At 64.0% G+C, this 26,800-nt stretch carries 26 protein-coding genes; 10 read left to right on the top strand and 16 right to left on the bottom strand.

Annotated elements, in window-relative coordinates; all coding sequences use genetic code 11:
• Positions 1–21: 21 nt before the first annotated feature.
• A complete protein-coding gene (locus tag OEW28_RS12735; RefSeq protein ID WP_263735146.1) occupies positions 22–906 on the bottom strand; it encodes a serine acetyltransferase in 885 nt (294 codons plus the stop codon).
• A 218-nt stretch (positions 907–1,124) separates the two neighbouring features.
• Between OEW28_RS12735 and OEW28_RS12730 the strand changes: the two genes are divergently transcribed.
• From OEW28_RS12730 to OEW28_RS12710, 5 genes are all read left to right on the top strand, one after another.
• Complete coding sequence (locus tag OEW28_RS12730) at positions 1,125–1,904, top strand: hypothetical protein (protein WP_263735145.1); 780 nt, start codon at positions 1,125–1,127, stop codon at positions 1,902–1,904.
• Positions 1,905–2,070: 166 nt separating this feature from the next.
• Positions 2,071–3,138, top strand: a complete 1,068-nt coding sequence (locus OEW28_RS12725) for an AI-2E family transporter (RefSeq protein ID WP_263735144.1) — start codon at positions 2,071–2,073, stop codon at positions 3,136–3,138.
• Position 3,139: 1 nt separating this feature from the next.
• Complete coding sequence (locus tag OEW28_RS12720) at positions 3,140–3,826, top strand: P-loop NTPase family protein (protein WP_263735371.1); 687 nt, start codon at positions 3,140–3,142, stop codon at positions 3,824–3,826.
• Between the two features lie 42 nt (positions 3,827–3,868).
• Complete coding sequence (locus OEW28_RS12715) at positions 3,869–6,034, top strand: RNA degradosome polyphosphate kinase (protein ID WP_263735143.1); 2,166 nt, start codon at positions 3,869–3,871, stop codon at positions 6,032–6,034.
• A gap of 9 nt (positions 6,035–6,043) precedes the next feature.
• Positions 6,044–7,618 (top strand): Ppx/GppA family phosphatase, encoded by a 1,575-nt coding sequence (locus tag OEW28_RS12710; RefSeq protein WP_263735142.1) that lies wholly within the window; start codon positions 6,044–6,046, stop codon positions 7,616–7,618.
• A 34-nt stretch (positions 7,619–7,652) separates the two neighbouring features.
• On the opposite strand, the gene OEW28_RS12705 is transcribed toward OEW28_RS12710, so the two are convergent.
• The 5 genes from OEW28_RS12705 to OEW28_RS12685 are packed head-to-tail and all read right to left on the bottom strand — an operon-like array spanning position 7,653 to position 10,928.
• Positions 7,653–7,997: a hypothetical protein gene (locus OEW28_RS12705; protein ID WP_263735141.1), complete on the bottom strand. Its 345-nt coding sequence runs from the start codon at positions 7,995–7,997 to the stop codon at positions 7,653–7,655.
• A 46-nt stretch (positions 7,998–8,043) separates the two neighbouring features.
• Positions 8,044–9,075: an endonuclease/exonuclease/phosphatase family protein gene (locus tag OEW28_RS12700; protein WP_263735140.1), complete on the bottom strand. Its 1,032-nt coding sequence runs from the start codon at positions 9,073–9,075 to the stop codon at positions 8,044–8,046.
• A 3-nt stretch (positions 9,076–9,078) separates the two neighbouring features.
• Positions 9,079–9,762, bottom strand: coding sequence for a molecular chaperone DjiA (locus OEW28_RS12695; RefSeq protein ID WP_263735139.1), 684 nt, complete (start codon positions 9,760–9,762; stop codon positions 9,079–9,081).
• 39 nt (positions 9,763–9,801) lie between these two features.
• The gene (locus OEW28_RS12690) at positions 9,802–10,290 is read right to left on the bottom strand and encodes a GNAT family N-acetyltransferase (RefSeq protein WP_263735138.1); all 489 of its coding nucleotides are present in this window, start codon (positions 10,288–10,290) and stop codon (positions 9,802–9,804) included.
• The gene (locus OEW28_RS12685) at positions 10,287–10,928 is read right to left on the bottom strand and encodes a VOC family protein (RefSeq protein WP_263735137.1); all 642 of its coding nucleotides are present in this window, start codon (positions 10,926–10,928) and stop codon (positions 10,287–10,289) included. Before OEW28_RS12685 ends, OEW28_RS12690 begins: the two co-directional genes overlap by 4 nt.
• 128 nt (positions 10,929–11,056) lie before the next feature.
• Here OEW28_RS12685 and OEW28_RS12680 point away from each other — a divergent pair, with 128 nt between their 5' ends.
• Complete coding sequence (locus tag OEW28_RS12680; RefSeq protein ID WP_263735136.1) at positions 11,057–11,764, top strand: sulfotransferase family protein; 708 nt, start codon at positions 11,057–11,059, stop codon at positions 11,762–11,764.
• Positions 11,765–11,983: 219 nt separating this feature from the next.
• On the opposite strand, the gene scpA is transcribed toward OEW28_RS12680, so the two are convergent.
• The 8 genes from scpA to OEW28_RS12640 all read right to left on the bottom strand — a co-directional run bounded on the left by scpA (position 11,984) and on the right by OEW28_RS12640 (position 21,153).
• A complete protein-coding gene (scpA, locus tag OEW28_RS12675) occupies positions 11,984–14,113 on the bottom strand; it encodes a methylmalonyl-CoA mutase (protein ID WP_263735135.1) in 2,130 nt (709 codons plus the stop codon).
• A gap of 72 nt (positions 14,114–14,185) precedes the next feature.
• Entirely contained in the window at positions 14,186–15,715 is a 1,530-nt protein-coding gene (locus OEW28_RS12670) for a hypothetical protein (RefSeq protein ID WP_263735134.1), read from the bottom strand.
• Positions 15,715–17,715, bottom strand: coding sequence for an acetyl-CoA carboxylase biotin carboxylase subunit (locus tag OEW28_RS12665; RefSeq protein WP_263735133.1), 2,001 nt, complete (start codon positions 17,713–17,715; stop codon positions 15,715–15,717). The genes OEW28_RS12670 and OEW28_RS12665 overlap by 1 nt, the downstream gene beginning before the upstream one ends.
• Positions 17,716–17,844: 129 nt before the next feature.
• The gene (locus tag OEW28_RS12660) at positions 17,845–18,045 is read right to left on the bottom strand and encodes a hypothetical protein (protein ID WP_263735132.1); all 201 of its coding nucleotides are present in this window, start codon (positions 18,043–18,045) and stop codon (positions 17,845–17,847) included.
• Positions 18,046–18,370: 325 nt separating this feature from the next.
• Complete coding sequence (locus OEW28_RS12655; RefSeq protein WP_263735131.1) at positions 18,371–18,724, bottom strand: hypothetical protein; 354 nt, start codon at positions 18,722–18,724, stop codon at positions 18,371–18,373.
• 108 nt (positions 18,725–18,832) lie between these two features.
• On the bottom strand, positions 18,833–18,961 hold the full coding sequence (locus OEW28_RS12650; protein WP_263735130.1) for a hypothetical protein: 129 nt from the start codon (positions 18,959–18,961) through the stop codon (positions 18,833–18,835).
• Between the two features lie 202 nt (positions 18,962–19,163).
• Complete coding sequence (locus OEW28_RS12645) at positions 19,164–19,541, bottom strand: DUF6497 family protein (RefSeq protein WP_263735129.1); 378 nt, start codon at positions 19,539–19,541, stop codon at positions 19,164–19,166.
• 79 nt (positions 19,542–19,620) lie between these two features.
• Positions 19,621–21,153: an acyl-CoA carboxylase subunit beta gene (locus OEW28_RS12640; RefSeq protein ID WP_263735128.1), complete on the bottom strand. Its 1,533-nt coding sequence runs from the start codon at positions 21,151–21,153 to the stop codon at positions 19,621–19,623.
• 208 nt (positions 21,154–21,361) lie between these two features.
• Between OEW28_RS12640 and OEW28_RS12635 the strand changes: the two genes are divergently transcribed.
• Positions 21,362–21,727, top strand: a complete 366-nt coding sequence (locus tag OEW28_RS12635) for a DMT family protein (protein ID WP_412174798.1) — start codon at positions 21,362–21,364, stop codon at positions 21,725–21,727.
• A 7-nt stretch (positions 21,728–21,734) separates the two neighbouring features.
• Here OEW28_RS12635 and OEW28_RS12630 read toward each other — a convergent pair whose 3' ends face one another.
• Complete coding sequence (locus tag OEW28_RS12630) at positions 21,735–22,919, bottom strand: pyridoxal-phosphate-dependent aminotransferase family protein (RefSeq protein WP_263735127.1); 1,185 nt, start codon at positions 22,917–22,919, stop codon at positions 21,735–21,737.
• A gap of 152 nt (positions 22,920–23,071) precedes the next feature.
• Between OEW28_RS12630 and OEW28_RS12625 the strand changes: the two genes are divergently transcribed.
• Positions 23,072–24,865: an ABC transporter ATP-binding protein gene (locus OEW28_RS12625; protein ID WP_263735126.1), complete on the top strand. Its 1,794-nt coding sequence runs from the start codon at positions 23,072–23,074 to the stop codon at positions 24,863–24,865.
• On the top strand, positions 24,862–25,614 hold the full coding sequence (ygfZ, locus tag OEW28_RS12620; protein WP_263735125.1) for a CAF17-like 4Fe-4S cluster assembly/insertion protein YgfZ: 753 nt from the start codon (positions 24,862–24,864) through the stop codon (positions 25,612–25,614). The genes OEW28_RS12625 and ygfZ overlap by 4 nt, the downstream gene beginning before the upstream one ends.
• Before the next feature lie 57 nt (positions 25,615–25,671).
• Here the strand turns inward: ygfZ and efp are convergent, their stop codons facing one another.
• Positions 25,672–26,235: an elongation factor P gene (gene efp, locus OEW28_RS12615; protein WP_263735124.1), complete on the bottom strand. Its 564-nt coding sequence runs from the start codon at positions 26,233–26,235 to the stop codon at positions 25,672–25,674.
• Positions 26,236–26,449: 214 nt separating this feature from the next.
• Between efp and OEW28_RS12610 the strand changes: the two genes are divergently transcribed.
• Positions 26,450–26,770 (top strand): DUF6280 family protein, encoded by a 321-nt coding sequence (locus tag OEW28_RS12610; RefSeq protein WP_263723030.1) that lies wholly within the window; start codon positions 26,450–26,452, stop codon positions 26,768–26,770.
• Positions 26,771–26,800 lie beyond the last annotated feature (30 nt).

Raw genomic sequence — 26,800 nt, 5'->3', positions numbered from 1 at the left:
AGTGCCTCCTGGCAAGCCGGTTCAGGTCGAAGGGCGAGAAGCCTTCAGGCTCTGAATGGAAAGACTGGGAAAGATGCGTGGCGCTGGCGCCTGAACCACGGAGTCCGCAGGCACGTCAGTCACGACGACCGTGTTCGCACCGATCCTCGTCCGATCGCCGATCTTCACTGGTCCAAGGATCGTGGCGTTGACACCGATGAACACGTCGTCGCCAATCTGCGGAACCCCGCCCGTCATATTCATGCCGATGGTGACGTTGTGCATTACGCCGCAGCGGTCCCCGATGATGACGTCCGGATGCACGGCTAGGAAACCGGACCCATGGATGATGTGGAAATCCTTGCCGATGGTGGTCTGCGGAGGCAGCCAGATCTTCGTCACATTGGCGACGAACATGTTCGTCAGCCCGTAGACCTTCAAAAGAAACCATCGCAGGACGGGATTGCGGAGGTTCAATGCCCAGCGGCCGAAACGATAGGTTGTCAACGCGACGAAAGCCGCACCTTCCCCCTTGTGTCGTCGATAGTCCGCCCGAAGAGTATTCAACATCCGCAACTTCCACTCAAAATGCCCGCTCTCCCCCGGCAGGGCTGCGGCACGCAATCGTGACGGTTCATGTTTCAGGTTAATGTTTTCTGGAGTCAACGCGGTTCGACGGCAGCAGAGGGAGGCGCCCCGCTGAGCCAAGTCCTTCGCCGGACGCGCGCTGACTGCCCGGCAGCGGTCGGACATCGGGCCGTTAGGGGATAAGGGACCAGAAATGCGGATAAAATAGGCCGCATTCAGCCTGAATCCTTCTGCGGCGTCACTCCGCGCAGCGCGCTTGCTCAGGCGCAATGCCTTGAAAAGCCGCCTGTCTGACACGCCCAGCCGCATTGACACCGCTACTAAACGATTGCGCGCCATGCCTCAGACTTGTGCGCCCAAGGAAACAAAATCACAGAGGAGTTCCCGCATTCCCCGCAACAGCTTGCCCAAGCTCGCGGATTACCGGAAAACGACCCTACCCCATGTGCTTCCAGAAAGGCTCAGGCAATCATGGCCGGACACCCCGCAATCACCGCGGCGCCGTCCCTGTTCGGGGCAGGTGCCGCCCCGCCCGAGACCCGTTCGGAGACTGCCAGATGATCTTCAGCCCCTACGTCCACCTTCGAGTGCGCCAGACGCTTGGAGAGTTCCGGCGCCTCGGCAAGCCGAAGGTGCAGGTCATCGGCGAACGCTGCTCGGGGACGAACTTCACCGAGGCTCTGATCATGCAGAACCTTCCCGTCCGGGATGGTCGGGAGTTCGGTTGGAAGCACGGGTTCCCAAGTTTCCTGGCGGTGCCGGATGACGTCGTCTTCGTCGCAGTCTACCGCGAAGTCTTTGGCTGGTTGCTCAGCATGTACGAAAAGCCCTGGCACGCCGAACCTGATCTCTGCGACCTGCCGTTTTCGGACTTCATCCGAGCCGAGTGGCGAAGCGTCGTCGACAAGAAATTCCTGCTCGCGACCGACGATCCGCTCAACTGTCAAATCCTGCAGCAGGACAGGCACCCCCTTACAGGAAAACCGCCGATCAACCTTCTCGAACTGCGCCGATGGAAAATGCAGGCCCTTCAGGGCCTGTCTGAGCGCGGGATCAAGGTGGTCCATTGGACGCATGACCGGATCGTCGCTGATCCGGGAGGTGTCGTGACGGATGTCGCGCGCCTGCACGGCCTGCCGGAGCCTGAGCAGGTCACGGTGCCGAAGGGCCGCTTCGGATGGCCGTGGAACCGTTTCGCCGACACGCCCGAACGCAAGGTGAAGACGATCTCGGACGCCGATCGCGCGTTCATTCTCGAGAATCTTGACCTCGACCTGGAGCGGCAGGTGGGCTTTTCCTATCCTGATTCAACGTCCCGTGACGCCAAGACGGAATGATAGCCGCCCTGCATCACCCGGGGTGGCCCACGGTATCGATACGCCCTTCGCAAGCGGATTGGCGGCCCGGATCATCGGCTGATCCATTGCCGGCAGCCACGTGATTTAAGAGTTGCGACTTGCGACCCGCGCCAGCTTCAGCCATGAGAAGGGAAAGGAGTGACCCATGGCCCTGCCCGTCCGGCAACAGGCGAAGTACTGGGGGATCGCGCTTGCGGTCTTCTTTGCCGCGCTCTGGTTTCTGGGCGACGTCATTCTGCCCTTCCTTGTCGGGGGCGCGGTCGCCTATTTCCTGGATCCGGTCGCCGACCGGCTTGAACGGCTTGGGCTTTCCCGCACCGCGGCGACCGTAACGATCTCGGTCGTGGCGCTGCTGATCTTTGTCCTTCTGTCCCTGCTTATCCTGCCCGCCATCGCGCGGCAGCTGGTGCAACTGGTGAACGCGGCGCCCACGATCTTCGGACAGCTCCAGCAATTCCTTGCCGAAAACTTCCCCCAGGCGATGGACAGCCAGAGCGTCGTACACGAAACGCTTCAATCCATCGGCCAGGCCATCAAGTCGCAAGGCGGCAAGCTGGCCTCCGGGCTGCTGTCGTCGGCGCTATCGCTGATCAATGCCGTCCTGTTCATCGTAGTCGTGCCGGTCGTGGCCTTCTACCTGCTGCTGGACTGGGACAAGATGGTCGCCAAGGTCGACGCCTGGCTGCCGCGGGACCATGCCGAGGACGTCCGCACGATCGCCCGCGACATCGACCGGGTGCTTGCCGGTTTCGTTCGCGGCCAGGTATCCGTCTGCTTCGCGCTCGGCACGTTCTACTCGGTCGCACTGATGATGGTCGGGCTCGACTTCGGCCTGGTGGTGGGCGCCACCGCTGGACTGATCACGTTCATCCCCTATGTCGGCGCCCTGGTCGGGGGAGCCTTGGCGATCGGGCTGGCCTTTTTTCAGTTCTGGGGCGAATGGGGCTATATCGGCGCCGTTGCCGCGGTCTTCGCCGCTGGCCAGTTTCTTGAAGGCAATGTCCTGACCCCGCGCCTGGTCGGGGGATCCGTCGGGCTTCATCCGGTATGGCTTCTGTTCGCGCTTTCTGCCTTCGGAACCGTTTTCGGCTTCGTCGGCATGCTTGTTGCGGTGCCTGTCGCGGCATCGATCGGGGTTTTGACGCGGTTCGGCATTTCCCGTTACATGGGCAGCCGCCTTTACCAGGGCCGCAGCGGTCAGGAAGATGACTGACATGTCGCGCCAGTTGACCTTTGACCTGCCGGTGCGCCCCGCACTGGGACGCGAGGATTTTTTCGTCTCTCCCGCAAACGCGCTGGCGCTGTCGGTGCTGGACGACCCGCGCGGATGGCCGCAGGGAAAGGTGCTGCTGATCGGTCCCGAAGGTGCGGGCAAGACGCATCTTGGCCAGGTTTTCGCCACCGCCTGTGGTGCCGCCATCGTCAAGTCGGAACACCTGACCGGGACCGACATTGCGCAGCTGGTATCGGCGGGCGCGGTCGTGGTCGAGGACGCCGATCGCATCGCAGGCGACATGGCCTCGGAGACTGCGCTGTTTCACCTGCACAACCTGGCCCTTGCCGAGGGCAGTCCGTTGCTGCTGACAGCGCGCATCGCCCCCGCCCACTGGAAGTTTTCCTTGCCCGATCTTGCCAGCCGGATGCAGGCCACGCAGATCGTCGCGCTTGAGTCTCCGGACGACGCGCTTCTGGCGGCGGTGCTTGTCAAGCATTTCACGGACCGCCAGCTGCGCGTTCCAGCGGCATTGATTCCCTGGCTCGTGGCGCGGATGGACCGATCCTTCGCCGCCGCCCGCGATATCGCGGCGGAACTGGACGCCCGCGCGCTTGCCCAGTCACGGCCCGTGGGACAAAAGCTCGCGGCCGAGGTGCTGGACAGGCTTGGCGCACGCGGTCAATGATGGCGTCACAGAACCTTTACAGAGGCCGCGCATAAGTCCGCCATGACGCAAGCCGATTTCCTCAAGTCCTCCGCTCCGAAGCCCGTCACCCTGCCCGAGGCGGAGATCGCCGGTCCCGGACGCTTCTTCAATCGCGAACTCAGCTGGCTCGCCTTCAACTGGCGCGTACTGGATGAAGCCCGCAACCCCCGCGTTCCGCTGCTTGAGCGCCTGCGCTTCCTGTCAATCTCGGCCACGAACCTGGACGAATTCTACACGGTGCGCGTCGCGGGTCTGCGCGAGCTGCGCCGGGAGGGGAACGCCACCCCTGCCGCCGACGGGCTGACCCCAAGTGAACAGCTTGTCCTGATCAACGAGGACGCGCGGCGGCTGATGAACGCGCAGCAGTCGGTCTGGAACAAACTCAAGCGTGAGATGGAGGCGGCAGGCATCTCGTTGATGACCCGCTCGAAGCTCGGCCGCAAGGACGAGAAGTTCCTTGAAGAGTACTTTCTCAATCGGGTTTTTCCGGTCCTGTCGCCCCTGGCGATCGACCCCGCGCACCCCTTCCCGTTCATCCCGAACACCGGCTTCTGCCTGGCGCTTCAGCTGGAACGCGCCACCGACAAGCGGACGCTGCAGGCGCTGCTGCCCATTCCGCAGCAGATCGCCCGTTTTGTCGCCCTGCCCGGCGGCACGCGCTTCCTGCCGATGGAGGAGCTTCTGCTTCTGCATCTGGGCTCGCTGTTTCCCGGGTATCGCGATACGGGACACTGCACCTTCCGCGTGCTGCGCGACAGCGATCTCGAGGTCGAGGACGAAGCCGAGGATCTGGTGCGGGAATTCGAAACCGCGTTGAAGCGTCGGCGCCGCGGCCAGGTGATCCGCTTGAAGATCACCTCGGGCGCGCCCGAGGCGCTGCGCGCGCTGATCATGCACGATCTGGGCGTCGCGCCGGACGAGGTGGTCGAGGTCAGGGGTATGATCGGGATGGCCGATCTGAAGGAACTGGTTCTGGACAACCGCCGCGACCTTCAGTGGCCCTCGTTCACGCCGCGCGTGCCCGAACGCGTGCAGGATCATGAAGGCGACATGTTCGCGGCGATCCGCCAGAAGGACATGCTGCTGCACCACCCATACGAAACTTTCGACATGGTGATCCGCTTCATCGAACAGGCGGCGCGGGATCCCAATGTCCTTGCGATCAAGCAGACGCTCTACCGCACCTCGCACGACAGTCCCGTCGTGGCCGCGCTGTGCGAGGCGGCAGAGGCGGGCAAGTCCGTGACCGCGCTTGTCGAACTGAAAGCGCGTTTCGACGAGGCCGCGAACATCCGCCAGTCCCGCCGCCTGGAGCGCGCGGGCGCGCATGTGGTCTACGGCTTCGTGAACTACAAGACGCACGCCAAGATCTCGACCGTCGTGCGGCGCGAAGGCGACAACCTTGTCACCTACACGCATTACGGCACGGGCAATTACCACCCGATCACCGCGCGCATCTATACCGACCTAAGCCTGTTCACCTGCGATCCGGCCCTGGGGCGCGACGCGACCAAGGTCTTCAACTACCTCTCTGGCTACGTGCAGCCCGAGGGCCTTGAGAACCTGGCCATTTCGCCGATCAGCCTGAAGTCGCGACTGCTGGACCTGATCGCCGCCGAGGCAGAGCACGCCCGCGCGGGGCGGCCCGCCCAGATCTGGGTCAAGCTCAATTCGCTCATCGAACCCGTGGTGATCGACGCGCTTTATGCGGCCAGCCAGGCCGGGGTGAAGATCGACCTGGTCGTGCGCGGCATCTGCGGCGTGCGCCCCGGCATCCAGGGCCTGAGCGAGAACATCCGCGTCAAGTCGATCGTCGGCCGGTTCCTGGAACACAGCCGCATCGTCTGCTTCGGCAATGGCCACGGCCTGGCCTCGAAAAAGGCCAGGGTCTTCATCTCTTCCGCCGACTGGATGGGGCGCAACCTGACGCGCCGGGTCGAAACGCTGGTCGAGATCAAGAACGACACCGTCAAGGCGCAGATCGTGGGCCAGATCATGGCCGCGAACCTTGCGGACGAAGCGCAGAGCTGGGTGCTGCGCCCCGATGGCCGGTTCGAACGCGACCTGCCCGAAGGTCGCGATGACCTGTTCAACTGCCACCGCTTCTTCATGGAAAATCCTTCCCTATCAGGCCGCGGCTCGGCAGGTGCCAAGGACGTTCCGAAGCTCGCCCATTCGATGGACTGAGGAAACCGTATGCCAAAAAGCGACGGAACGAAGCGGAAGTCCGGGAAGTCCGCGATCGGCGAAGACGATGTCGCGCTGTTCGGCCGCCCGCTGTTCGAAGATCCCTCCGCTCGCGCGCTGGAACGTGTCGGAGTGGTGGATGTCGGCTCGAACTCTGTCCGCCTTGTCGTTTTCGACGGGGCCGCGCGCAGCCCCGCATACTTCTACAACGAAAAGGTCCTGGCGGGCCTTGGCCAGGGGCTGGCACGGACCGGACGGTTGAATCCCGAGGGCCGCGCGCGCGCGCTGGCCGCCCTGAAACGCTTCGCCGCTCTTGCCAAGGGGATGCGGCTTCCGTCCTTGACCTGCGTCGCCACCGCTGCGGTGCGCGAGGCCGAGGACGGCCCGGAATTCCGTGCAGAAGTCGAACGCGCCACCGGGCTGAAGCTTTGGGTCATCGACGGACAGGAAGAGGCCCGGCTTTCAGCGCAGGGCGTGCTTCTGGGCTGGCCCGAGGCCGAGGGGCTGGTCTGCGACATCGGCGGCAACTCGATGGAACTGGCGGAAGTCTCGAAGGGCAAGGTCGGACGCCGCGTCACCTCTCCTCTTGGTCCGTTCCGGCTTCAGCAGGTGAAGGGCGGCAAGAAGGGCGTCGCCGACTTCATCCGGGCCGAGGTCGAAAAGCTTGCGGCCGCGATGGGCACGCAGCACGACCGCATCTATCTTGTTGGCGGCTCCTGGCGTGCCTTCGCGCGGCTGGACATGGAGCGGCGAAAGTACCCGATGACGGTGCTGCACGAATACCGCATGGGGCCGCAGTCCGTGCTTCAGACCGTACACTGGATCGCCGACAACAACCTGGACACGCTGCGCGCCAAGACCGGGACCTCGGCGGCGCGGATGGAGTTGCTGCCGCTGGCAAGCCAGGTCCTGCGCAAGCTTGTGCTGACCTTCCATCCCAAGGAAATCGACGTTTCGTCCTACGGCATTCGCGAGGGGCTTCTGTACGAACAGATGCCCGAGCGGCTTAGGATGCGCGACCCCCTGATCGAAGCCTGCCGGCACGCCGAACGTACATCGGCCCGCATGCCGGGGTTCGGCAAGAAGCTGTTCAACTTCCTGATGCCGCTCTACCAGAATGCGACCTACGAAAAGTTGCGGCTGGTGCGCGCTGCTTGCCTGCTGCACGACACCACCTGGCGGGCGCATCCTGATTACCGGGCCGAGGTCTGCTTCGACAACGCCACGCGCGCGAACCTTGGCGGGCTCAGCCACGCGGAGCGCGTGTTCCTCGGGCTCGCGCTTTTGCACCGCTACAAGAACTCGCGCGCGGGTTCGCGGCTTGAGCCGCTGTTCAGTCTGCTGACCGAACGTCAGATCAAGGAGGCCGAAGTGCTGGGCAAGGCCATGCGCTTTGGCGCCATGTTCGCGGTCCGCTCGCCGGACGAAGCCGGATCGCTGCTCTGGCGACCACGGAAGAAAGTGCTGGAACTGATCCTGAACGCGGATGCCGAGGCGCTGTTCGGCGAGGTCGTGCAAGCGCGCTTCAAGTCGCTGGCTGATTCGCTTGGCGCCAAGGCAGAGGTTTCGGTGGCGGCGGGCTGATCCTGCACGCGGCTCATTCCGCGTCACGGGTCAATCAAATCTCGATCTCTCCGTTGGGGCCAAGTTCAATGGCCTCTTCGGGCACCTTGCGGCGCAGGATGATATCGCCGTTCGGCAGCCGTTCGGGCGCGTGGTAATTCTGCAGATCCCCGATCATGTCCATCAGTTCGGTCAGATGCGGCTCGATCTCTTGCATCGCGCCGTCCAGACCGTCCTGCATCTCGTCCAGCTTGGGACCGATGTTGTCCAACATCGAGCGCATGATGATGCGTGCGCCTTCCTCAAGCAGGCTGAAGCCCTCCTCGACGCCCTCTTCGCCCGTCTCCGCGAAGGCGGGGCAGGCCAGAACAACGACGAATGCGGCGGCCAAGACTTTCATGCGCCCAATATAACGCGGACAGGGCGGGATTTACAGGGGACGGCGATCAGATCGGCAGATCGACGGTGACCGGAAAATGATCGGAGGCCGCCAGAAGCGCCTCCTTGAGTTCGGGCACCCTGTAGCATCCGGGGTCGTCGAACGGATGCCAGATCCGCCACTTGGGCGAAAGCGCGCGCAGATCCGGCGAAACCATGACGTAGTCCAGAAGCGCCGAGAAATACGCCCCCTTGTCGTCCAGATAGAAGCGCGCGGTCGACGGCATGGCGGCCAGTTTCTTGCCGAAGGCGACCCGGGCGTTCGGGTCGAAAAGCCTGAGCTCCCTCGGCTCGTCCCAGCCGAGCACGATTTCCACGCCCGAGCGGCCGAACAGCTTTTCGTATTCGTCCAGACCAGGACCATCGTTGAAATCGCCCAGAACGATCAGGCTTTCGCCCGATTTCAGATGCTCCAGCACCCGTTCGCGCAGCCAGATGCATTGCGCCAGATGTTTGCGCCGGTTCTCGATCGCTAGCCGATGCAACTGCGCCTCGGTCGATGCGCCATGCGGCGCCTTGGACTTGAAGTGGACACCGATCATGCGGAACGCCTTGCCCGCCGCACTGCGCGCCGCGACCTCTAGCGGCGGTTTCGAGAAGCGGACCACATCCAGCGTCGCGTCGATGTCCAGGTCGATCTTGTAGCTGGTGTCAAAGCGCGGGCTGGCCCTGTTGTCGATCGGCTGGTCCGGCAGGCCGATCGGGTCGTGCTCGACCGTCAGCTTCTCGGGATCGTAGAGAAGCGCGATTTCCTGCTGGGTTTCGTTTTCATATCCCAGAAGCGCCTTTCGAGTTCGAAGTTCGAAACGCGCGGCAAAGGCTTCCAGCATTTCCACCGTCTTGCGACGGCGGTTGTTGTTCGGCGCCTCGATGATCATGACGGCGTCGGCATCCATCGCGGTGAAGACGATCCCGAGCGAGCCAAGCTGGTCGGCCCGCGTCACGTTGTAGCGTGCCGACCATTCGCCATCCTCAAGCATCGCCCCGTGCTTGTCGAAAAGGTTCGTGAACCATTCGATGTTGTAGGTGGCGATGCGCATGGCTCAGGCCGCCTGCTTGCGGCTGATTTCCTCCCAGGCGCGATTGATCGCGACCAGCCGCGCTTCGGCCAGGCGGACCGCTTCCTCGGGCAGGCCGCGGGCGAGCAGCCTGTCGGGATGGTTTTCGCGCACCGCGCGCCGCCAGGCGGCACGCACGTCCTCCAATGGCGTGTCGTGCGCCACACCGAGAACGTCATAAGGATCGGCCGGCGCGTCAGGAACGAAGCGCCCCACGAGGGACCGGAAGCAGCGGTCACCGACACCGAAGATGCGCGCCACCTCTCGCAGGAAGGCATCCTCGTGCGGATGGTATTCCCCGTCTGCGACGGCGATGTGGAAAAGCCCTTCCATCAGGTCCACCAGCACTTCGTCGCCGGGGCCGAACATGGCCGCGATCTTGGCTGCATAAAGCTCGAACCCTGCGACATCCTTGCGCGCGAGGTTGAATACCCTTGCGGCATCCGCCTCATCCGCGGGGGCGATCGTGAACACCTCGCGGAAGGCGGCCACCTCATCGCGGGTCACCTGCCCATCGGCCTTGGCCATCTTGGCGCCAAGCGCGATGACGGCGATGGTGAAGGCCACCGAACGTTCGGGTGGTGCCTTCAGCGTCTCGAAGACGGCCGCCAGCCCCTCGCCCTTGGCAAGGGCGGCAAGTGCGTCGGCGATGCGGGTCCAGATCGACATGTGACCATTCTAGCCGCGCCGCAGCGCGTTGTCAGTGCGTCAAAGGTGTTTCATCATCAGGACAAGGTCGAGCCAGCGATCAAACTTGCGCCCGACCTCGGGAATGCGGGCGACGACGCGGAAGCCTTGGCTCGCGTGAAATGCCTCTCCCGCCGGGTTTTCGCCGGAGACCCCGGCAAAAAGGGTGTGGGCGCCGCTTGCGCGGGCGTGATCCTCGATTGCCCGCATCAGCCGACGTCCTATCCCCTGCCCCGTTGTCGCGGGCTCAAGCATGATCGAATGTTCCATCGCATGGGCATAACCGTTGCCGCCGCGAAACTGTGCATAGGTGGCAAAGCCCGCAAAGACACCGCCAAGCTCCGCGACCAGGAATTCCTTGCCCGCGGCGCGGCGCGTCGCGATCATCTCGGCCAGTCCGGTTTCTGTCTTCTGCTCGCTGGTGAAGGTGACGGTGGTATCGCGAATGAAGCGGTTCCAAAGGTCCAGGATCGCGGGGTAATCCATGGGGTCCGCCGGGCGGATCGTCATTCAAGGCTCCTTTCGCCATGCGGCGTGGAAAATGTGGCCCGGATCGCCCGGGAGCCCGGCAGGATGACGACGCGCGGATCCCGGAGCGGCAATGCCTCGCAAAGCGCCCGGGCCTCAGGATGCGCGACCTCCAGCCGGGTCAGGCGGAAGCCGGCATCGGGCAGGCGGTCTTGCGGTTTCAGCCCGCCCTTCCATTCGATCAGCGCGGGAAAGGCGTCGTCGTAAGGAAGCCGCCCATCGGCCGGAATGCCCATGCGCCAGTGGAATTCTCCGCGCGCCAAGCGTGTCGCCACACCGGCCCCGGCCGGGGCCGCGGCAAGGGCTGCGTCCAAATCGTCGGTCCGCAGGATCCAGTTCGTCAGGCGCGGCGGGCCCGAAAACTCATCCAGGCGGAACCAGCGCGGAAAAGAAGGGGCGGGAGCCACCGGGTCGATCGCAATCGCCTCAAGATAGACGTCGGGGCCAAGCCCGAGAAGCCGGTTTTGCGTGCCCATGTGGGCGTGTTTGCCGATTGGCCCCAGCGCGCAGCCCAGCGCCATTTCCACATGGTCCACCGCATCCTCAAGCGTGGAGCCCGCGATTGCGATATGATCCAGATACAGCACTTCGCCCCCTGCCCGTCGCGGCAGAGCATCCACGGGAACCGCCGCGCCCGCAAGCCCCGGTCAGCGTCAACGTCGCGGCATAAGCCTGTGCGAGGCATCGGTCGCCCCAGCTTTCGCAGAATCCCGTCGCATTGAAGCCCTGCGTCCAGTAGAGGGCTCTGGTGAATCAGACCGCCGGCCCGAAAACCATGCTCGTTTCAACCTCACACCATTTCATATTCGTGCATATTCCGAAAACTGCGGGTACTTCGATCGACCTTGCGCTGAGGGACCATAGCCTGCCCAGGGCGACACGCGGCCGGCACTTGCTTGCCAAGCTCAATCCCTTCCCAGTTGCGCCAGACAGGGTGGTGATGCCCATGCATTCCACCGCAGCGCAAATCAGACGCAAGATGGGAAGCGAGGCCTACGCCCAGTTCACGAGTTTTGCGTTCGTGCGCAACCCGTTCGATCATGCGCTGTCGCACTACGAGTACTTGAAATTATATCGTTATGAGCGCGTTGCCCGCCGTGTCGCGAGCATGTCGATCGAAGAATATCTGCGCTGGCGGATGGCAGCCAGACCCTGGGACCGCACCCTGCAAACAGGGCGCTTCGTTCACTTGCCCGATCAGGCTGCATTCGTCGTCGACGGCAAAGGAAAGGTGATAGTAGACCGCGTGATGAAGTTCGAAACGCTCACTTCCGATTTCGAAAGGTTGTGCCGCGAACTCAAGGTTCCAGTCGCACCGCTTGAGCATCGCCGGAAGACCGAGCGCGCTGAACGCTCCAATCTGCGCGAACAACTCTCGGATCAGGCGGTCGGACTGATACGCAGGCTTTACGCGCGCGATTTCGAACTGTTCGGATATTCGGCAGAGCCGAACTGACCCGCATCACGTCTACCGTCGCCGATCGTTGCCTCCAGGAAAGGATGCGCCAAACGATTGGACGCAACCGCGCCGACGGAGAGCCCCAGGGCCAACCCGGGCGCTTGCCCGCGTCGCAACCTCATAGCAACAACCGCAGCGACCGCGACCCGTCCCGGAAGGCACCGGGGCATGACCTTGATACAGGCCAACCCCGGGCTTGCCGCAGGATTTGTCCGATTAGGTTCTGCTGGCGCGGATCAGGTCAAGGATATCCTTGGCCGCTGCCGGGATGTTGGTTCCCGGCCCGAAGATCGCCTTGACCCCGGCCGATTTCAGGAAGTCGTAGTCCTGCTGCGGAATGACGCCGCCGCAGATGACGATGATGTCTTCGGCGCCCTTGTCCTTCAGCGCCTGCACTAGCTGCGGTGCCAGCGTCTTGTGGCCCGCCGCTTGGCTCGAGATGCCCACGACGTGCACGTCATTGTCGACCGCGTCCTGCGCGGCTTCGTCCGGCGTCTGGAAAAGCGGGCCGACGTCGACGTCGAAGCCGATATCGGCGAAGGCCGTGGCGATGACCTTCGCGCCCCGGTCGTGGCCGTCCTGACCCATCTTGACCACCAGCATCCGCGGGCGGCGGCCCTCTTCCTCGGCGAAAGCCTCCACGTCCTTCTGGATACGGGCGAAGCCCTCGTCGCCTTCGTAGGCGGAGCCATAGACCCCGGCAAGCGTCTTCACCTCGGCCCGGTGACGGCCAAAGACCTTTTCCATCGCCATGCTGATCTCTCCTACCGATGCCCGCGCGCGGGCCGCTTCGACCGCCGCTTCCAGAAGATTTCCGCCCTCGCGTGCGCGGCGCTCCAGTTCCGCAAGCGCGGCTTCGCAGGCTGCCGCGTCCCGTGTGCTCCGGATCCTATCAAGCCGCGCGACCTGTGCCTCGCGCACCTTCATGTTGTCGACGTCAAGGATCTCGATCGGGTCCGCCTTCGTAGGGCGATACTTGTTCACGCCCACGACGACCTCATCGCCGCGGTCGATCATGGCCTGGCGCCGCGCGGCGGATTCCTCGATCCGAAGCTTCGGCATGCCCGAGGCGACAGCCTTGGTCATGCCGCCCATCGCCTCGACCTCCTCGATCAGTGCCCATGCCTTTTCGGCCAGTTCAGCCGTCAGGGTTTCGACGTAGTAGGACCCGGCCAGCGGATCGACGACCTTGGTGATGCCGGTTTCCTCCTGAAGGATCAGCTGGGTGTTGCGTGCGATACGGGCTGAAAACTCCGTCGGCAGCGCCATCGCCTCGTCCAGCGCGTTGGTGTGGAGCGACTGCGTGCCCCCCAGAACCGCCGCCAGCGCCTCGTACGCCGTACGGATGACGTTGTTGTAGGGGTCTTGCTCTTGCAGGCTCACGCCCGAGGTCTGGCAGTGGGTGCGCAGCATCAGAGACGAGTCCTTCTTCGGCTCGAACTCGGACATGATGCGGTGCCACAGCAGACGTGCGGCGCGCAGCTTCGCCGCCTCCATGAAGAAGTTCATGCCGATGGCGAAGAAGAACGACAGGCGGCCCGCGAAGTCGTCGACATTCATGCCTCGCGCGATCGCCGCGCGGACGTATTCGCGCCCGTCTGCCAGGGTGTAGGCGAGTTCCTGCACCAGGTTCGCCCCGGCCTCCTGCATGTGATAGCCCGAGATCGAGATCGAGTTGAACCTGGGCATTTCCCTTGATGTGTATTCGATGATGTCCGCGACGATCCGCATCGAAGGCTCGGGCGGATAGACGTAGGTGTTCCGCACCATGAATTCCTTCAGAATGTCGTTCTGGATCGTTCCGGACAAAAGCGAACGGTCCACGCCCTGTTCTTCCCCCGCGACGATGAAGTTGGCCAGAACCGGGATGACGGCACCATTCATGGTCATCGAGACCGAGACTCTTTCAAGCGGGATGCCGTCGAACAGGATCTTCATGTCCTCGACGCTGTCGATGGCGACACCCGCCTTGCCGACGTCGCCCTCGACACGGGGGTGGTCGCTGTCATAGCCCCGGTGGGTCGCCAGGTCGAAGGCGACGGACACGCCCTGCTGACCGGCCGCCAGGTTCTTGCGGTAGAAGGCGTTGGATTCCTCGGCCGTCGAGAAACCCGCATACTGGCGGATCGTCCAGGGGCGGCCCGCATACATCGACGCGCGCGGGCCGCGGGTGAATGGCGCCAGCCCCGGAAGCGATCCCATGTGGGACAGCCCTGCGGTGTCCGCTTCGGTGTAAAGCGGCTTGACGTCGATCCCTTCGAGCGTGTTCCAGGTCAGGTCCTCAGGCGTGCGGCCCTTCAGCTCCTTGCCCACCAGCGCGCGCCAGTCCTGCATGCGTTCCGTCATCAACTTCACCTTTCCCATCCTGCGGCGGCCCGAATGGCCGCGTCCTGCGTTCCGCCCCGATCGGAGCGGCAGCTATTCGTTCGCGCTGACCTCTGTCAGCTCGGCATCCTTCGGAAGATCCCTCGCCAGCTTGCGGACCGCTTCCCTCAGTTCCGGCTCAAAGTCAGGGTCGGTGGCATAGATCGAGACGCCGTAGGCAGTCAGACTGCCCCGGGGGTTGTGCATGCCCAGGGTGGCGACCAGACGCCATTGCGCCCCGATCCCCTCCTCGATCCATCCGTCATAGATCATGGCGTAGCGCGCACTGGCATTTTCAACCAGCCTAGCTGCCCATTCAGGCTCCGGGCGCCCGCCGGCGCCCGCCGTGCGCGCCTGGCGTGCCTCGGACGAAGCAAGCCCCCAGAGATCAAGGATGTGCCCCCTGCGGTCCCACGACATCCAGCCGATATCGTTCACGGCAACTGGCACGCCCGGCAATAGCTCCGCAAGACGCGCCATCTGGCGCTGCTGAAGGTGGATGGCTCGGGCGGTCCAGTTGTAGACGGTCACGTTCACGAATGTGTAGTAGCCCGCAGCCGCAAGCGCGGCGCACAGAACGGCACCGCGAAGAAGCGTGCCAAGCGGCGGCAGCGCAAGCACCAGCGCCGCGCCGATCATCACCAGGTAGTAGTGTTCGTAGCGCGCCGACCACCCAACCTGGCCGATCAGCATATGGGCAGTCGCGGCGGCCCAGACCGGCAGCACGAACATGCTGATCCGCTCGTCGGAGCGGGTCGCCGGATGCAACAGCGCGATCGTCACAAGAACGTAGGCCGCGAGCGCGGCGGCGCCTCCGTATCCCAGGACATTCGCGGCAAGCCGAAAGAACGGATCGAACCCGCCATACCGGCCCCCGATCTTTGCCAGGACGGAACTGGGCAGTGGCTCCAGCCCCTGCGAAACCAGGAACAGCGCGAACAGCGCCACGGGAAGGATCACGGCCATTCCCAGGCCGATACCGGCGCGCATGCGGCCCTTCAGCACAAGGACGCCCGCCACCGCAAGCGACAGCGCCAGCCCTTCGAACCGGAACAGGGGCGAAAGCACCGCGCCCGCGACAAGCGCCGCGCCCATTTCCCCGGTCCTGAGGAAGCGCCAGAAGCCGGTCAGCAGGACCATGACCATCAGCGCATGCAGCGTGTGTTCCATGCCCAGTGCGGCGACGCCCGGCATGTTCAGCGCAAAGGGCGCGATCAGCGCCAGAAACAGCGCCACGCCGCGCGAAACACCGCTGCGCGCGATGTGCGCGCCAAAGAGCCAGGCCAAGGCCATGAGCCCGACGAAGTTCCAGGCCAGTGGCAGCATCCGCTGAAACCCGGTTCCTGGAAAGGGCAGCAGCAGCAGCGGATAAAGCACCGAGGAGGCAGCCGAAGCGGGTTCGCCGGGATTGATCCCGTAGGTGCCGCCCATGATCCCCTTGGCCATCGCCAGATGGATGTAGACGTCGTCCAGCGGATACTCGAAGACGCCCGCCCTCAGGTAGGAAAGCACCTGCAGCAGCAGGAAGCCGCCCGCTGCAGACAGCGCGCATATCGCGGGCAGCCTGGTGGCGGGCGTCTTCATCATTCGAATTCCATGATCACGTCGTCGACCTTCAGGCTCGCACCGGCGGCGGCGTTGATCTTTCTGACCACCCCCTTGCGTTCGGCGCGCAGGATGTTTTCCATCTTCATCGCCTCAACCGTGGCAAGGGCCTGACCTTCCTGCACCTCCTGTCCTTCCTCGACGCTGATCTTCACGACCAGGCCAGGCATTGGGCACAGCAGGAACTTCGACGTGTCGGGTGGCAGCTTCTCGGGCATGAGCCGCGCAAGTTCCGCCTGCTTCGGAGTGCGGACATAGACCTTGAGATCGGCGCCGCGGGTGCGGATGCGCTGGCCCGCAGGGATTTTGTCGACCTTCAGGACGACCGGTTCGCCGTCCACTTCGAGCCGGGCAAGAGATTGGCCCGGCGTCCAGTCCGAGGTCACGCGGTGCGCCGCGCCATCTTCGAAATGCACGGTCGCGCCCTCGCGGTCGGCAGCGATCCTGACAGCGATCTCCTCGCCCTGGATCGCCACGACCCAATCGTCGCCCACATGGCGTTCGTGGTTGCCGAGCCGCCCGGTGATCCGCGTACGCCGGATCTCGGCGACGCGGTTCATCGCTGCCGCGCACGCCGCCACCTTGCGCAAGCGCCCCTCGGTCAGGGTTACGCCGTTGAAGCCCTCGGGGAACTCCTCGGCGATGAAGGCGGTGGTCATTGCACCCTCGACGAAGCGAGGATGATCCATGACGGCCGAACAGAACGGAAGGTTATGGCCGATCCCTTCCACCTCGAAGGTGTCAAGCGCGTTGCGCATCCCCTCGATCGCCTCGGCGCGCGTGGGCGCCCAAGTGCAGAGCTTCGCGATCATCGGATCGTAGTACATCGAAATCTCGCCGCCTTCGTAGACGCCGGTGTCGTTGCGCACAACGCCGTTGGTGGTGGCGGATTCGACCGGCGGGCGGTAGCGCGTCAGACGCCCGATCGAGGGCAGGAAGTTGCGGTAGGGGTCCTCGGCATAAAGGCGGCTTTCGATCGCCCAGCCGTTTATCGTCAGGTCCTCCTGCCTGAACGGCAGGGGTTCACCATCCGCGACGCGGATCATCTGTTCGACCAGATCGACGCCGGTGATCAGTTCCGTCACCGGGTGTTCCACCTGCAGGCGGGTGTTCATCTCGAGGAAGTAGAAGTTCTTCTGCCCGTCCACGATGAACTCCACCGTGCCGGCGCTGGTGTAGCCCACGGCCTTTGCCAGCGCGCAGGCCTGTTCGCCCATCGCCTTGCGGGTCGCTTCGTCAAGGAACGGGCTTGGCGCTTCTTCAATGACCTTCTGGTTCCGGCGCTGGATCGAACATTCACGCTCGTGCAGGTAGACGCAGTTCCCGTGCTTGTCGGCCAGCACCTGGATCTCGATATGGCGCGGCTGGGTCACGAACTTCTCGATGAAGATCCGGTCGTCGCCGAAGCTGGACGCCGCCTCGTTCTTGGACGACTGGAAGCCGTCGCGTGCCTCTTCGTCGTTCCAGGCGATGCGCATCCCCTTGCCGCCGCCGCCGGCCGAGGCCTTGATCATCACCGGATAGCCGATTTCGCGGCTGATCTTCACCGCCTCTTCGGCGTCCGAGATCAGACCCATGTAGCCCGGAACGGTCGAAACGCCAGCCTCGGCCGCGATCTTCTTTGAGGTGATCTTGTCGCCCATCGCCTCGATTGCGGGGCTGGGCGGGCCGACGAAGACGACGCCTTCCTTTTCCAGCGCTTCTGCGAATTTCATGTTCTCGGACAGGAAGCCGTAGCCGGGGTGGACCGCCTCGGCACCGGTCTGGCGGATCGCCTCCATGATCTTGTCGATCACGATATAGGACTGGTTCGCGGGCGGCGGGCCGATGTGCACCGCCTCGTCCGCCATCTGGACATGGAGCGCGTTGCGGTCGGCGTCCGAATACACGGCCACCGTCTTGATGCCCATCTTGCGCGCCGACTTGATGACGCGGCAGGCGATCTCGCCCCGGTTCGCGATCAGGATCTTCTTGAACATGGCTGTCCCTTTCCCTCGTGCCGCCCGGAGCTTTGCCCGGGTTCGAAAACAAAAGGACCGCCGCGGCGCGGGGCCGCAGCGGTCCGGTTGGATGCTGATGCGCGCCGCCGGGCGGCGCGGTAAAGGCTGTCAGTAACAGATGCCCATATCGTCGCAGGTCGCGCCGGCAAGACCGCCAAGCGCGGCACCGGCCACGACGTTGGTGTCAAGCGCGTCGGCCACGACCGCACCGGCGGCCGCACCCGCAAGTGCGCGCTCGCTGTCGTTTTCCAGGCATCCCGCAAGGCCCGACACAAGGGCCAGGCCAAGGAAGATCTTCGTGAATCGCATGTTGCTCCGCCTCCGGAAGAGTTTGTTATGGGCGCGGAGCTTATCCGAACGCTTTGCACCTGGCATCTGGAATTCGCAGGCCGCGCGAATGGCCCGGCAACTTCGCGCCGAGTGCGCGCGAAGCGGAAAAATGACCTGACCCCCACGGGGCCAGGTCTCAGATAAGGGGAAGGGTTGTTGCAAACGGAGGCGCGTGATGCTTTGGAGGGGGGCGCCCCTGTAACAGTCTGCCAGCAATCGCTCGCATACGTAAACAAGAAGTTTCCCCACTGGAAACAATCGGCAGGCTGCCGCCGTTGCGTGCGATAGGTCAGCGGGAACACGCTTATTCCCCTCCCTCGAACACTTCGGGGAAGGACGCACGGGCGCGATCCTCGTCAATTCGCAGCAGCGCCTCGTAGCTCTCTGGATCGAAATCGGGCTCGACCGGAACGACTTCGCGCCCGAAAAGCCAGGACAGGCGTCCGGCGTCAAGATTGCCACGCTCGAAGGGTTCGGCGCCGAAATGGTCCCAAAGCGCGGCCATGAACGCTACATCCGCCCGGCGGTCGGCGGGACTGCGATCCCGGAACCGCTCTCGGACGACGAGCTTCGTCACTCCCTTGGGATTGCCGCGACGGATTACGAATTGGAAATCTGTTCCGGGAAGCCGCCCCGGAAAGCCGCGATGCTTCAGCATGGCACGCCCCCATTTGCCTGGGCGATGCCAGTCGGTTCATTCGCGCCGCGCTGCCGCGAGGCGAGGCGGCCGGGCCGGATGCTTGCAGATCCGGCCCAGCCGGCCGTCTTAGTTGTACTTACCGGTGAAGGTCGGTTCGCTGGTGACCGGGTCTTCGACCATGATGACTTCTTCCTTGGCCGCGCAGGCCGCCACGAAGGCGACGAAAGCCACGAGGAGAAGGGCGTTCTTCGACATTTTATACTCCTGCTCTCGGCGGTGACATCTGAACCGTTCACCGCGTCCTTATCTGCTTCTGTTTCTGGGATCACGTTACCGCGATCCGCGACCACCCTAGCTGAAAGCGGCAGTACTGCACATTCCCCTGCGTGCAAGATGCAGGATTGTGGTGCCGTTGCATCACAAGCGAAGGCGATATTCCGCTTGGCCCGCCGGATCATCAGAATGCCTCCCATATGCAGGTCTGACCCTCGGGGCGAAACGCCTCGAAGTACTGAGTGGCCTCCGGATCGGCAGCCCCGAAGGCAACGGGCCGGTCCGCCAGGGTGATGATCACTTGCTGAGGCTCGGGGCCGGTGACCGCGATACGTGGCAGGGCGTAGGTTTCGCAAAGCCAAGTCATGTCCTCCAGCGTGCCATCGTCTGCCGGGCGCGTGGACAGGTCCGGGGACGTGAACCGGAACCTGACCGTCAACCCCTCGGGGCCAGGCGCGGTGTGAACGGTGTCGAGGTAGGTCACGACCATGCCCGAGGGCAGGGTGATTGCCTCTTCCGCCGGCACGGCTGCCGCCCAGGATGCCAAAAAGGTTGTCGACATTGCCAGAACCGTCACCTTGCGCGCCACCGATCGTCGATCGCGGTCACACCGCCCATGCGCCATCCTGCCTCTCCACGGATCACAGCGGAATGTTGTCGTGCTTCTTCCAGGGATTCGAAAGTTTCTTGGTTCTGAGCGACGCGAAGGCCCGCGCCACGCGCTTGCGCGTGGAATGCGGCATGATCACCTCATCGATGAAGCCCTTTTCCGCCGCGACGAAGGGATTGGCAAAGCGGTCCTCGTAGTTCTTCGTCCGCTCGGCGATCTTGTCCTTTTCGGCCAGCTCAGAGCGGTAAAGGATCTCGACCGCGCCCTTGGCGCCCATCACGGCGATCTCGGCGGTCGGCCAGGCGTAGTTGAAATCGCCGCGCAGGTGTTTCGACGCCATGACGTCATAGGCTCCGCCATAGGCCTTGCGGGTGATGACCGTGACCTTCGGCACCGTCGCCTCGCCATAGGCGAACAGAAGCTTCGCGCCGTGCTTGATGACGCCGCCGTATTCCTGCCCGGTGCCGGGCAAGAAACCGGGCACGTCGACCAGTGTCAGGATCGGAATCTCGAAGGCGTCGCAGAAACGCACGAACCGCGCCGCCTTGCGCGAGCTGTCGATGTCCAGGCATCCGGCAAGCACCATCGGCTGGTTCGCCACCACGCCCACCGTCTGCCCTTCGAGCCGGACGAAGCCAGTGATGATGTTGGCCGCGAAATCCTTCTGGATCTCGTAGAAATCGCCCTCGTCCGCGACTTTCTGGATCAGCTCTTTCATGTCGTAGGGCTGGTTGGGGTTGTCGGGGATGAGCGTGTCCAGGCTCATCTCGATCCGCGCCGGATCGTCAAAGAACGGTCGCGTCGGCGCCTTGTCGCGGTTGTTGAGCGGCAGGAAGTCAACAAGCCGGCGCACTTCGATCAGCGCCTCCACGTCGTTTTCGAACGCGCCATCGGCCACCGACGATTTCCTGGTATGCGTCGACGCGCCGCCCAGTTCCTCGGCCGTCACGATCTCGTTCGTCACGGTCTTCACCACGTCGGGACCCGTCACGAACATGTACGAGGTGTCCTTGACCATGAAGATGAAGTCCGTCATCGCGGGCGAATATACGGCACCGCCCGCGCAGGGCCCCATGATCACCGAGATCTGCGGCACCACGCCCGAAGCCATGATGTTGCGCTGGAACACCTCGGCATAGCCCGCAAGGCTGGCGACCCCCTCCTGGATCCGGGCACCGCCGGAATCGTTGAGGCCGATCACGGGGGCGCCGTTCTGCATCGCCATGTCCATGATCTTGCAGATCTTCTGCGCGTGGGTTTCCGAGAGCGACCCGCCAAAGACGGTGAAATCCTGCGAAAAGACGTAGACCATGCGACCGTTGATCGTGCCCCAGCCGGTGACCACGCCGTCACCCGAGGGACGGTCGGCCTGCATCCCGAAATCGATACAGCGATGGGCGACGAACATGTCGAATTCTTCGAAGGAACCCTCATCAAGCAGAAGCTCGATCCGTTCGCGCGCGGTCAGCTTGCCGCGTGCGTGCTGGGCGTCGATCCGGCGCTGGCCGCCGCCAAGCCGGGCCGTGGCGCGGCGCGCTTCCAGTTCCGTCAGAATGTCCTTCATGGTGTCCCCCCGGTCTCGCGGTTTGGCGCACCATAGTCGCGGCGCGCAAGCTAACAAAGCGGAATTCGGAAAATTTGCAAACTATTGGCAGAGGAAAAGATGCAAATTGCATTATTGCGAATGTCGCGCTGATCTTCACTCCGCGAACCAGCTTGCCGCGCGGCGTTCGGCGCGCTAGCGCTGTCGCATCCTCTGCGCGCGAGTCACCATGCAAAGTCCTGCCGGATTGCCACCCGTGCCCATCACGACGATCGGCCTTCTTGTCGCGTCCAATGTCTTCATGACCTTCGCCTGGTATGGCCACCTGAAGTTCAAGACCGCTCCCATCCTGGTCGTGATCCTGGCAAGCTGGGGAATCGCGCTGTTCGAATACATGTTGCAAGTGCCCGCCAATCGCTGGGGCCACGGCACCTTTTCGGCGGCCCAGCTGAAGACGATCCAGGAAGTGATCTCGCTTTCCGTATTCGTGATCTTTTCCTGGGCCTACCTCGGTGAGCGGATCACCTGGCAGCACGGGGTGGGGTTCACCCTGATCGCGGCAGGCGCCTGGTTCCTGTTCCAGGATTGGGCTTGACGCGGCCTCAGGCCGACGCGATCACCGACGCGGCAGCCTCTAGCGCGCCCTTCCCGTGCGGAATATCAAGCGCGCACAAGCCACTTTCGATCACGGACAAGGCCCCCAGCGTCATGTGGGCATTGACATGTCCCATGTGCGCGATGCGAAGCCAGTCGTCCTCGGCATCCTCCATGCCCAGCCCGACGCCAAGCGTCACCCCCGCCTGTTCCGCACACCAGCGCCGAAGCCGCGTGGCCGCGCCACCGACCCTGACCGACGTCACGGAGTGACCGCGCGCCGCGGGATCGGCAATGTTCAGCGCGATGTCGCCCCCCTGCCCCCAGACATCCACCGCCGCCCAGACGGCGCGCGCCAGCGTCCGGTGACGAGCCCATGCCGCCTCCAGCCCCTCTTCGTGGACCAGCATGGTCAGCGCCTCGCGCAGGCCGAATAGGTGGTGCGTGGGGGCTGTGCCGCAGAACCGCTGCCAGTATTCCTGCGCGAAGGCGCGCGGGGTCCAGTCCCAGTAGGGCGTGCGAAGGTCCGACCCGCTGCAACACTCAAGCGCCCTGTCGCTGAACCAGACGAGGCCAAGCCCCGGCGGCGTCATCAAACCCTTTTGCGATGCGCCGACCATCACGTCGACGCCCCATTCGTCCATCAGGAACGGATCGCATGCAAGCGATGCGATGCAATCCACTGCCAGCAAGGCGGGGTGTCCAGCGCTGTCCATCGCGGCACGGACCGCGGCCACGTCGTTCCTGACCGTGCTGGCGGTGTCGACATGGGTCAGCAGGACAACCTTGATCTGATGGCCCGGGTCGGCCGCCAGCGCCTCGGCCACGCGCGCGGGGTCGGCGGCGTCACACCTGCCGAAATCGATGCGGTCGACCCGCACCCCCAGACGCTCGACCGAGTTGGCCCAGCTGGTGCCGAACGCCCCGGTCGTCAGCGCCAGCGCACGCTCGCCCCGTGAAAAGAGGTTGCAGTTCGCTGCTTCCCAGGCGGCGTGCCCGTTTCCGATGTAGATTGCGACGTGATGGTCCGTCCGCGCCACCGCACGCAGGTCGGGGTAAAGCGAGGCCGTCATGTCGTGCAGCGCGCCAGCGTAGATGTCGGGCGCTGCGCGATGCATGGCGTTCAGCACGCGGTCGGGCATGACAGAGGGGCCAGGAATGGCCAGGTAGGGGCGCCCCATGGCAAGATTCATCAAGGTTCTCCGGCTTTCGCAAATGCCTAGGCGCGCGCCCGAGCAAGGTCAATCCGGCCTGTTGACCCAAGGGCCGCAAGCGCCGGGCGCCCGCCTTGGTCGACTTGCCTCTGCCACCGGGTTCGGGCTAGATCAGCCCTCGAACCGACGCAATGCTGGTGCCTGTCTTGGAAGCCGCGCCGAACGCGACATCCGACTATACCTCGCGCCGCCTGTTTAACAGGCTCTGGCGTGCGTATCTGCGCCCGCACCGCGGATCGATGGCGCTTGCCGTGCTGTTGATGATCATAGAAGGATCGACGCTTGCCTTTCTGTCCTACGCGCTGAAGCCGCTTTTCGACCGCGTCTTCGTCGGAGGCGAGATCGGCGCGATCTGGATCATCGGAAGCTTCATCCTGTCGCTGTTCCTGATCCGCGCGGCGACATCAGTGGCAAGCCGCGCTTTGCTGACCTCGGTCGCGCAGCGCACCGCCGCGGCGCTTCAGGTCGACCTTCTGCGGCACATCCTCACGCTTGAGGGCGGCTTCTTCCAGACGAACTCACCCGGCCAGCTGATCGAGCGGGTCCAGGGTGACACCGCCGCCGTCCAAGGCGTTTGGACCCTGCTGATCACGGGCTTCGGCCGCGACGCGGTGGCGCTTGTCGCGCTCGCCATCGTCGCGATCATGGTCGATCCGGTCTGGGCATTGGTGGCGGTCGTCGGCACGCCGCTCTTGATCCTTCCGGCCGTGGCCGCACAGCGCTACATCCGCCGCAAGGTCCAGCACCTGCGCCACCAGTCCGAGCGCCGCGCGACCCGCCTGGACGAAATCTTCCACGGCATCACGGCGATCAAGCTGAACCGGATCGAAGGCTACCAGCTTGACCGCTTCACGCAGATCATTTCCTCGATCGTCAGCGCAGAAACGAAATCAGCCGCGAGCCGTGCCGCGATCCCGGCGCTGATCGACGTGGTCACCGGGATCGGGTTCTTTGCCGTGATCATGTTCGGCGGGGCCGAGATCGCCTCGGGCGAGCGCACGGTGGGGGACTTCATGGCCTTCTTCAGTGCCATGTCGTTGGCCTTTCAGCCAATGCGGCGGCTTGGCGACATGGCGGGCCAATGGCAGATCGCCTTGGTCAGCCTGCGCCGCATCTACGGTCTTTTCGACCGCGTTCCCGCGGTCAGGTCCCGTGGCGCGGCATCCCTTCCCGAACCGGCGGACACCGGGCTGCGCCTGACGGACGTCCGCCTTAGCTACGGCGACCACGAGGTCCTGCGCGGCGTCACCTTCACGGCCGAGGCCGGCAAGACGACCGCGCTTGTCGGCCCTTCGGGCGCGGGCAAGTCGACGATCTTCAACCTTCTTACCCGGCTGGTCGACCCGCAGTCCGGAACGATCGAACTGGGCGGAACCGACATCCAGCACTTCGACCTGGACCGTCTGCGCGATCAGTTCTCTGTCGTGTCGCAAGACTCTTCGCTTTTCGACGAGTCGATCCGGGAAAACATTCTGCTGGGACACACCGGAATCGATGACGCCGCGCTGTCCCGCGCGCTTGAGGCAGCGCATGTGGCCGAATTCGCTCAGGCCCTGCCGCTGGGGCTGGACACGCCGGCGGGTCCGCGCGGATCAAGCCTGTCGGGCGGGCAACGTCAGCGCGTGGCGATCGCCCGCGCGGTGCTGCGCGACGCGCCGATCCTGCTTCTTGACGAAGCAACCTCGGCGCTGGATGCGACAAGCGAAAGGCTGGTCCAGGATGCGCTCGACCGTCTAAGCGCCGGGCGCACGACCCTTGTCATCGCGCACAGGCTGGCGACCGTGCGCAACGCCGACAAGATCGTCGTCCTGGAAGACGGCGCTGTCGTCGAAGTCGGCACGCACGACACCCTTCTGGCAAGGGACGGGCTTTACGCCAGCCTGTGCCGCTTGCAGTTTTCGGACGAGCCGCGGAGGCAGGCATGATCGGGGAACGCATCGACGACCGCACGGTCCTGAAGATCACCGGGAAGGACCGCGAAGCGTTTCTTCAGAACTTGGTGACAAACGACTTGCGGGGGCTCTCGCACGGGCTGGTCTATGCCGCACTTCTGACGCCGCAGGGTAAATACCTGGCCGACTTCTTCCTTGTTCCGGCAGAGGACGCGATCCTGCTGGACGTCGCGGCCGACGTTGCGCCGGGGCTGGAGCGGCGGTTGATGATGTACCGCCTGCGCGCCGATGCGCAGATCGCGGCGACGGACACCAAGGTTTCGCGCGGGCTCGGCCCGCGGCCGGAAGGGGCGTTCGACGATCCGCGCCACCCGGACCTTGGATGGCGTCGCTATGGAACGGAACCCGGCAGCGCCCCCCGGATCGACTGGGACGCGATCAGGGTTGAACATTGCGTGCCCCAAGCCGGGATCGAGCTCGTGCCCGATGAAAGTTACATCCTCGAATGCGGGTTCGAACGCCTGCATGGCGTCGATTTCCGCAAGGGATGCTATGTCGGTCAGGAAGTGACTGCGCGCATGAAGCACAAGACGGACCTGCGCAAGGGGCTGGCCACGGTGACGGTGCAAGGCGAAGCTGCGCCGGGGACCGAGATCCTGTCGGACGGCAAGCCGGCGGGGCGCCTTTGCACCAGGTCCGGCGATCGCGCCATCGCATATCTGCGCTTCGACCGCGCGGAAGGTCCGATGCAGGCGGGCGCCGCGACCGTGATGGCGGACTGATCCGGAAAACGAAAGGCCGTCCCGCGGGGACGGCCCTATTTCTGACTTCCGCCGGCCTCAGGCGCGTTCGGAATACTCCATCGTCTCGGTGTGAACGATGATGTCCTCGTCCTGTGCAATGAAGGGCGGGACCATGATGCGGACGCCATTGTCGAGGATCGCGGGCTTGTAGCTGTTGGCAGCCGTCTGGCCCTTCACGACCGGCTCGGTCTCGACAACCTTGCAGGTAACTTTCTGCGGGATCTGAACCGACAGCGCCTCGTCACCGTAGTATTCGATCGTTGCGACCATGCCGTCCTGCAGGAACGGGCGGCGATCACCCAGAAGATCGGCGGGCAGTTCGATCTGCTCGAACGTCTCGTTGTCCATGAACACGAGCATGCCGTCGTTCTCGTAGAGGAACTGCTGGTCCTTCTGCTCTAGACGGACCTGTTCGACCTTGTCTTCCGAGCGGAAACGCTCGTTCAGCTTGCGGCCGTCGCGCAGGTTTTTCAGTTCAACCTGGGCAAAGGCGCCGCCCTTGCCGGGCTTGACGTGGTTGACTTTCACGGCAGCCCAAAGGCCGCCTTCATGCTCCAGCACGTTGCCGGGGCGGATTTCATTGCCGTTGATCTTGGGCATCGGATGAACCTTGACAGAAGGTTGAAAGGGGATCGCCGGCTCCTATATATGCCGGGCCTCTGCCTGACAAGCCGACATGATCACAGGGTGGGGCGACCCGAGCCATGCAAGAAATGCATAGCTGCCATATCAAACCGGAAATATCGAATCAGGGCCGTTTAAGACTATTCAGCCCTACGCCGGGAAACGCAAGAGCAATAAAAAAGGAAATCAGATGCGGGATTTCGTGGATGGCACCGCATTCAACTATGAGCAGGGCCAAAGGTCGCGCAAGCTGTTTGCCGCGGTAGTGCTGGCTGCGCTGGATGATGCGATCGCCGATGACAAGAAATATGGCAACGGGCCTGAACAGATTGCCCGTTGGGCACGTTCGCGCGACGGACGTGAGGTTCTGTCCTGCGCCGGGATCGACCCGAACGAGCGTGTGGTTAAGGGCCTGATGGAGTTCGTCTCCAAGGGTGTACGCACCTCGGTCGCGCTTTCGCGCGAGGAAAGCGAACGCCGCGCAGCCGCGGATGAGGCTGAAGCGGCCTGACGAAATATCGATCCTGGATCGCAAAAGCGC

The sequence above is a fragment of the Albidovulum marisflavi genome, from assembly GCF_025751435.1.
GTDB lineage: Bacteria > Pseudomonadota > Alphaproteobacteria > Rhodobacterales > Rhodobacteraceae > Albidovulum > Albidovulum marisflavi.
The sequence above is the reverse complement of the archived record's forward strand: the minus strand, read 5'-3'. Positions and strand labels throughout refer to the sequence as shown.

Coding starts and splice junctions, on each gene's coding strand:
- OEW28_RS12735 (WP_263735146.1), bottom strand. CDS start 906: ATGGCGCGCAATCGTTTAGTAGCGGTGTCAATGCGGCTGGGCGTGTCA.
- OEW28_RS12730 (WP_263735145.1), top strand. CDS start 1,125: ATGATCTTCAGCCCCTACGTCCACCTTCGAGTGCGCCAGACGCTTGGA.
- OEW28_RS12725 (WP_263735144.1), top strand. CDS start 2,071: ATGGCCCTGCCCGTCCGGCAACAGGCGAAGTACTGGGGGATCGCGCTT.
- OEW28_RS12720 (WP_263735371.1), top strand. CDS start 3,140: ATGTCGCGCCAGTTGACCTTTGACCTGCCGGTGCGCCCCGCACTGGGA.
- OEW28_RS12715 (WP_263735143.1), top strand. CDS start 3,869: ATGACGCAAGCCGATTTCCTCAAGTCCTCCGCTCCGAAGCCCGTCACC.
- OEW28_RS12710 (WP_263735142.1), top strand. CDS start 6,044: ATGCCAAAAAGCGACGGAACGAAGCGGAAGTCCGGGAAGTCCGCGATC.
- OEW28_RS12705 (WP_263735141.1), bottom strand. CDS start 7,997: ATGAAAGTCTTGGCCGCCGCATTCGTCGTTGTTCTGGCCTGCCCCGCC.
- OEW28_RS12700 (WP_263735140.1), bottom strand. CDS start 9,075: ATGCGCATCGCCACCTACAACATCGAATGGTTCACGAACCTTTTCGAC.
- OEW28_RS12695 (WP_263735139.1), bottom strand. CDS start 9,762: ATGTCGATCTGGACCCGCATCGCCGACGCACTTGCCGCCCTTGCCAAG.
- OEW28_RS12690 (WP_263735138.1), bottom strand. CDS start 10,290: ATGACGATCCGCCCGGCGGACCCCATGGATTACCCCGCGATCCTGGAC.
- scpA (WP_263735135.1), bottom strand. CDS start 14,113: ATGACGGAACGCATGCAGGACTGGCGCGCGCTGGTGGGCAAGGAGCTG.
- OEW28_RS12670 (WP_263735134.1), bottom strand. CDS start 15,715: ATGAAGACGCCCGCCACCAGGCTGCCCGCGATATGCGCGCTGTCTGCA.
- OEW28_RS12665 (WP_263735133.1), bottom strand. CDS start 17,715: ATGTTCAAGAAGATCCTGATCGCGAACCGGGGCGAGATCGCCTGCCGC.
- OEW28_RS12660 (WP_263735132.1), bottom strand. CDS start 18,045: ATGCGATTCACGAAGATCTTCCTTGGCCTGGCCCTTGTGTCGGGCCTT.
- OEW28_RS12655 (WP_263735131.1), bottom strand. CDS start 18,724: ATGCTGAAGCATCGCGGCTTTCCGGGGCGGCTTCCCGGAACAGATTTC.
- OEW28_RS12650 (WP_263735130.1), bottom strand. CDS start 18,961: ATGTCGAAGAACGCCCTTCTCCTCGTGGCTTTCGTCGCCTTCGTGGCG.
- OEW28_RS12645 (WP_263735129.1), bottom strand. CDS start 19,541: ATGTCGACAACCTTTTTGGCATCCTGGGCGGCAGCCGTGCCGGCGGAA.
- OEW28_RS12640 (WP_263735128.1), bottom strand. CDS start 21,153: ATGAAGGACATTCTGACGGAACTGGAAGCGCGCCGCGCCACGGCCCGG.
- OEW28_RS12635 (WP_412174798.1), top strand. CDS start 21,362: ATGCAAAGTCCTGCCGGATTGCCACCCGTGCCCATCACGACGATCGGC.
- OEW28_RS12630 (WP_263735127.1), bottom strand. CDS start 22,919: ATGAATCTTGCCATGGGGCGCCCCTACCTGGCCATTCCTGGCCCCTCT.
- OEW28_RS12625 (WP_263735126.1), top strand. CDS start 23,072: ATGCTGGTGCCTGTCTTGGAAGCCGCGCCGAACGCGACATCCGACTAT.
- ygfZ (WP_263735125.1), top strand. CDS start 24,862: ATGATCGGGGAACGCATCGACGACCGCACGGTCCTGAAGATCACCGGG.
- efp (WP_263735124.1), bottom strand. CDS start 26,235: ATGCCCAAGATCAACGGCAATGAAATCCGCCCCGGCAACGTGCTGGAG.
- OEW28_RS12610 (WP_263723030.1), top strand. CDS start 26,450: ATGCGGGATTTCGTGGATGGCACCGCATTCAACTATGAGCAGGGCCAA.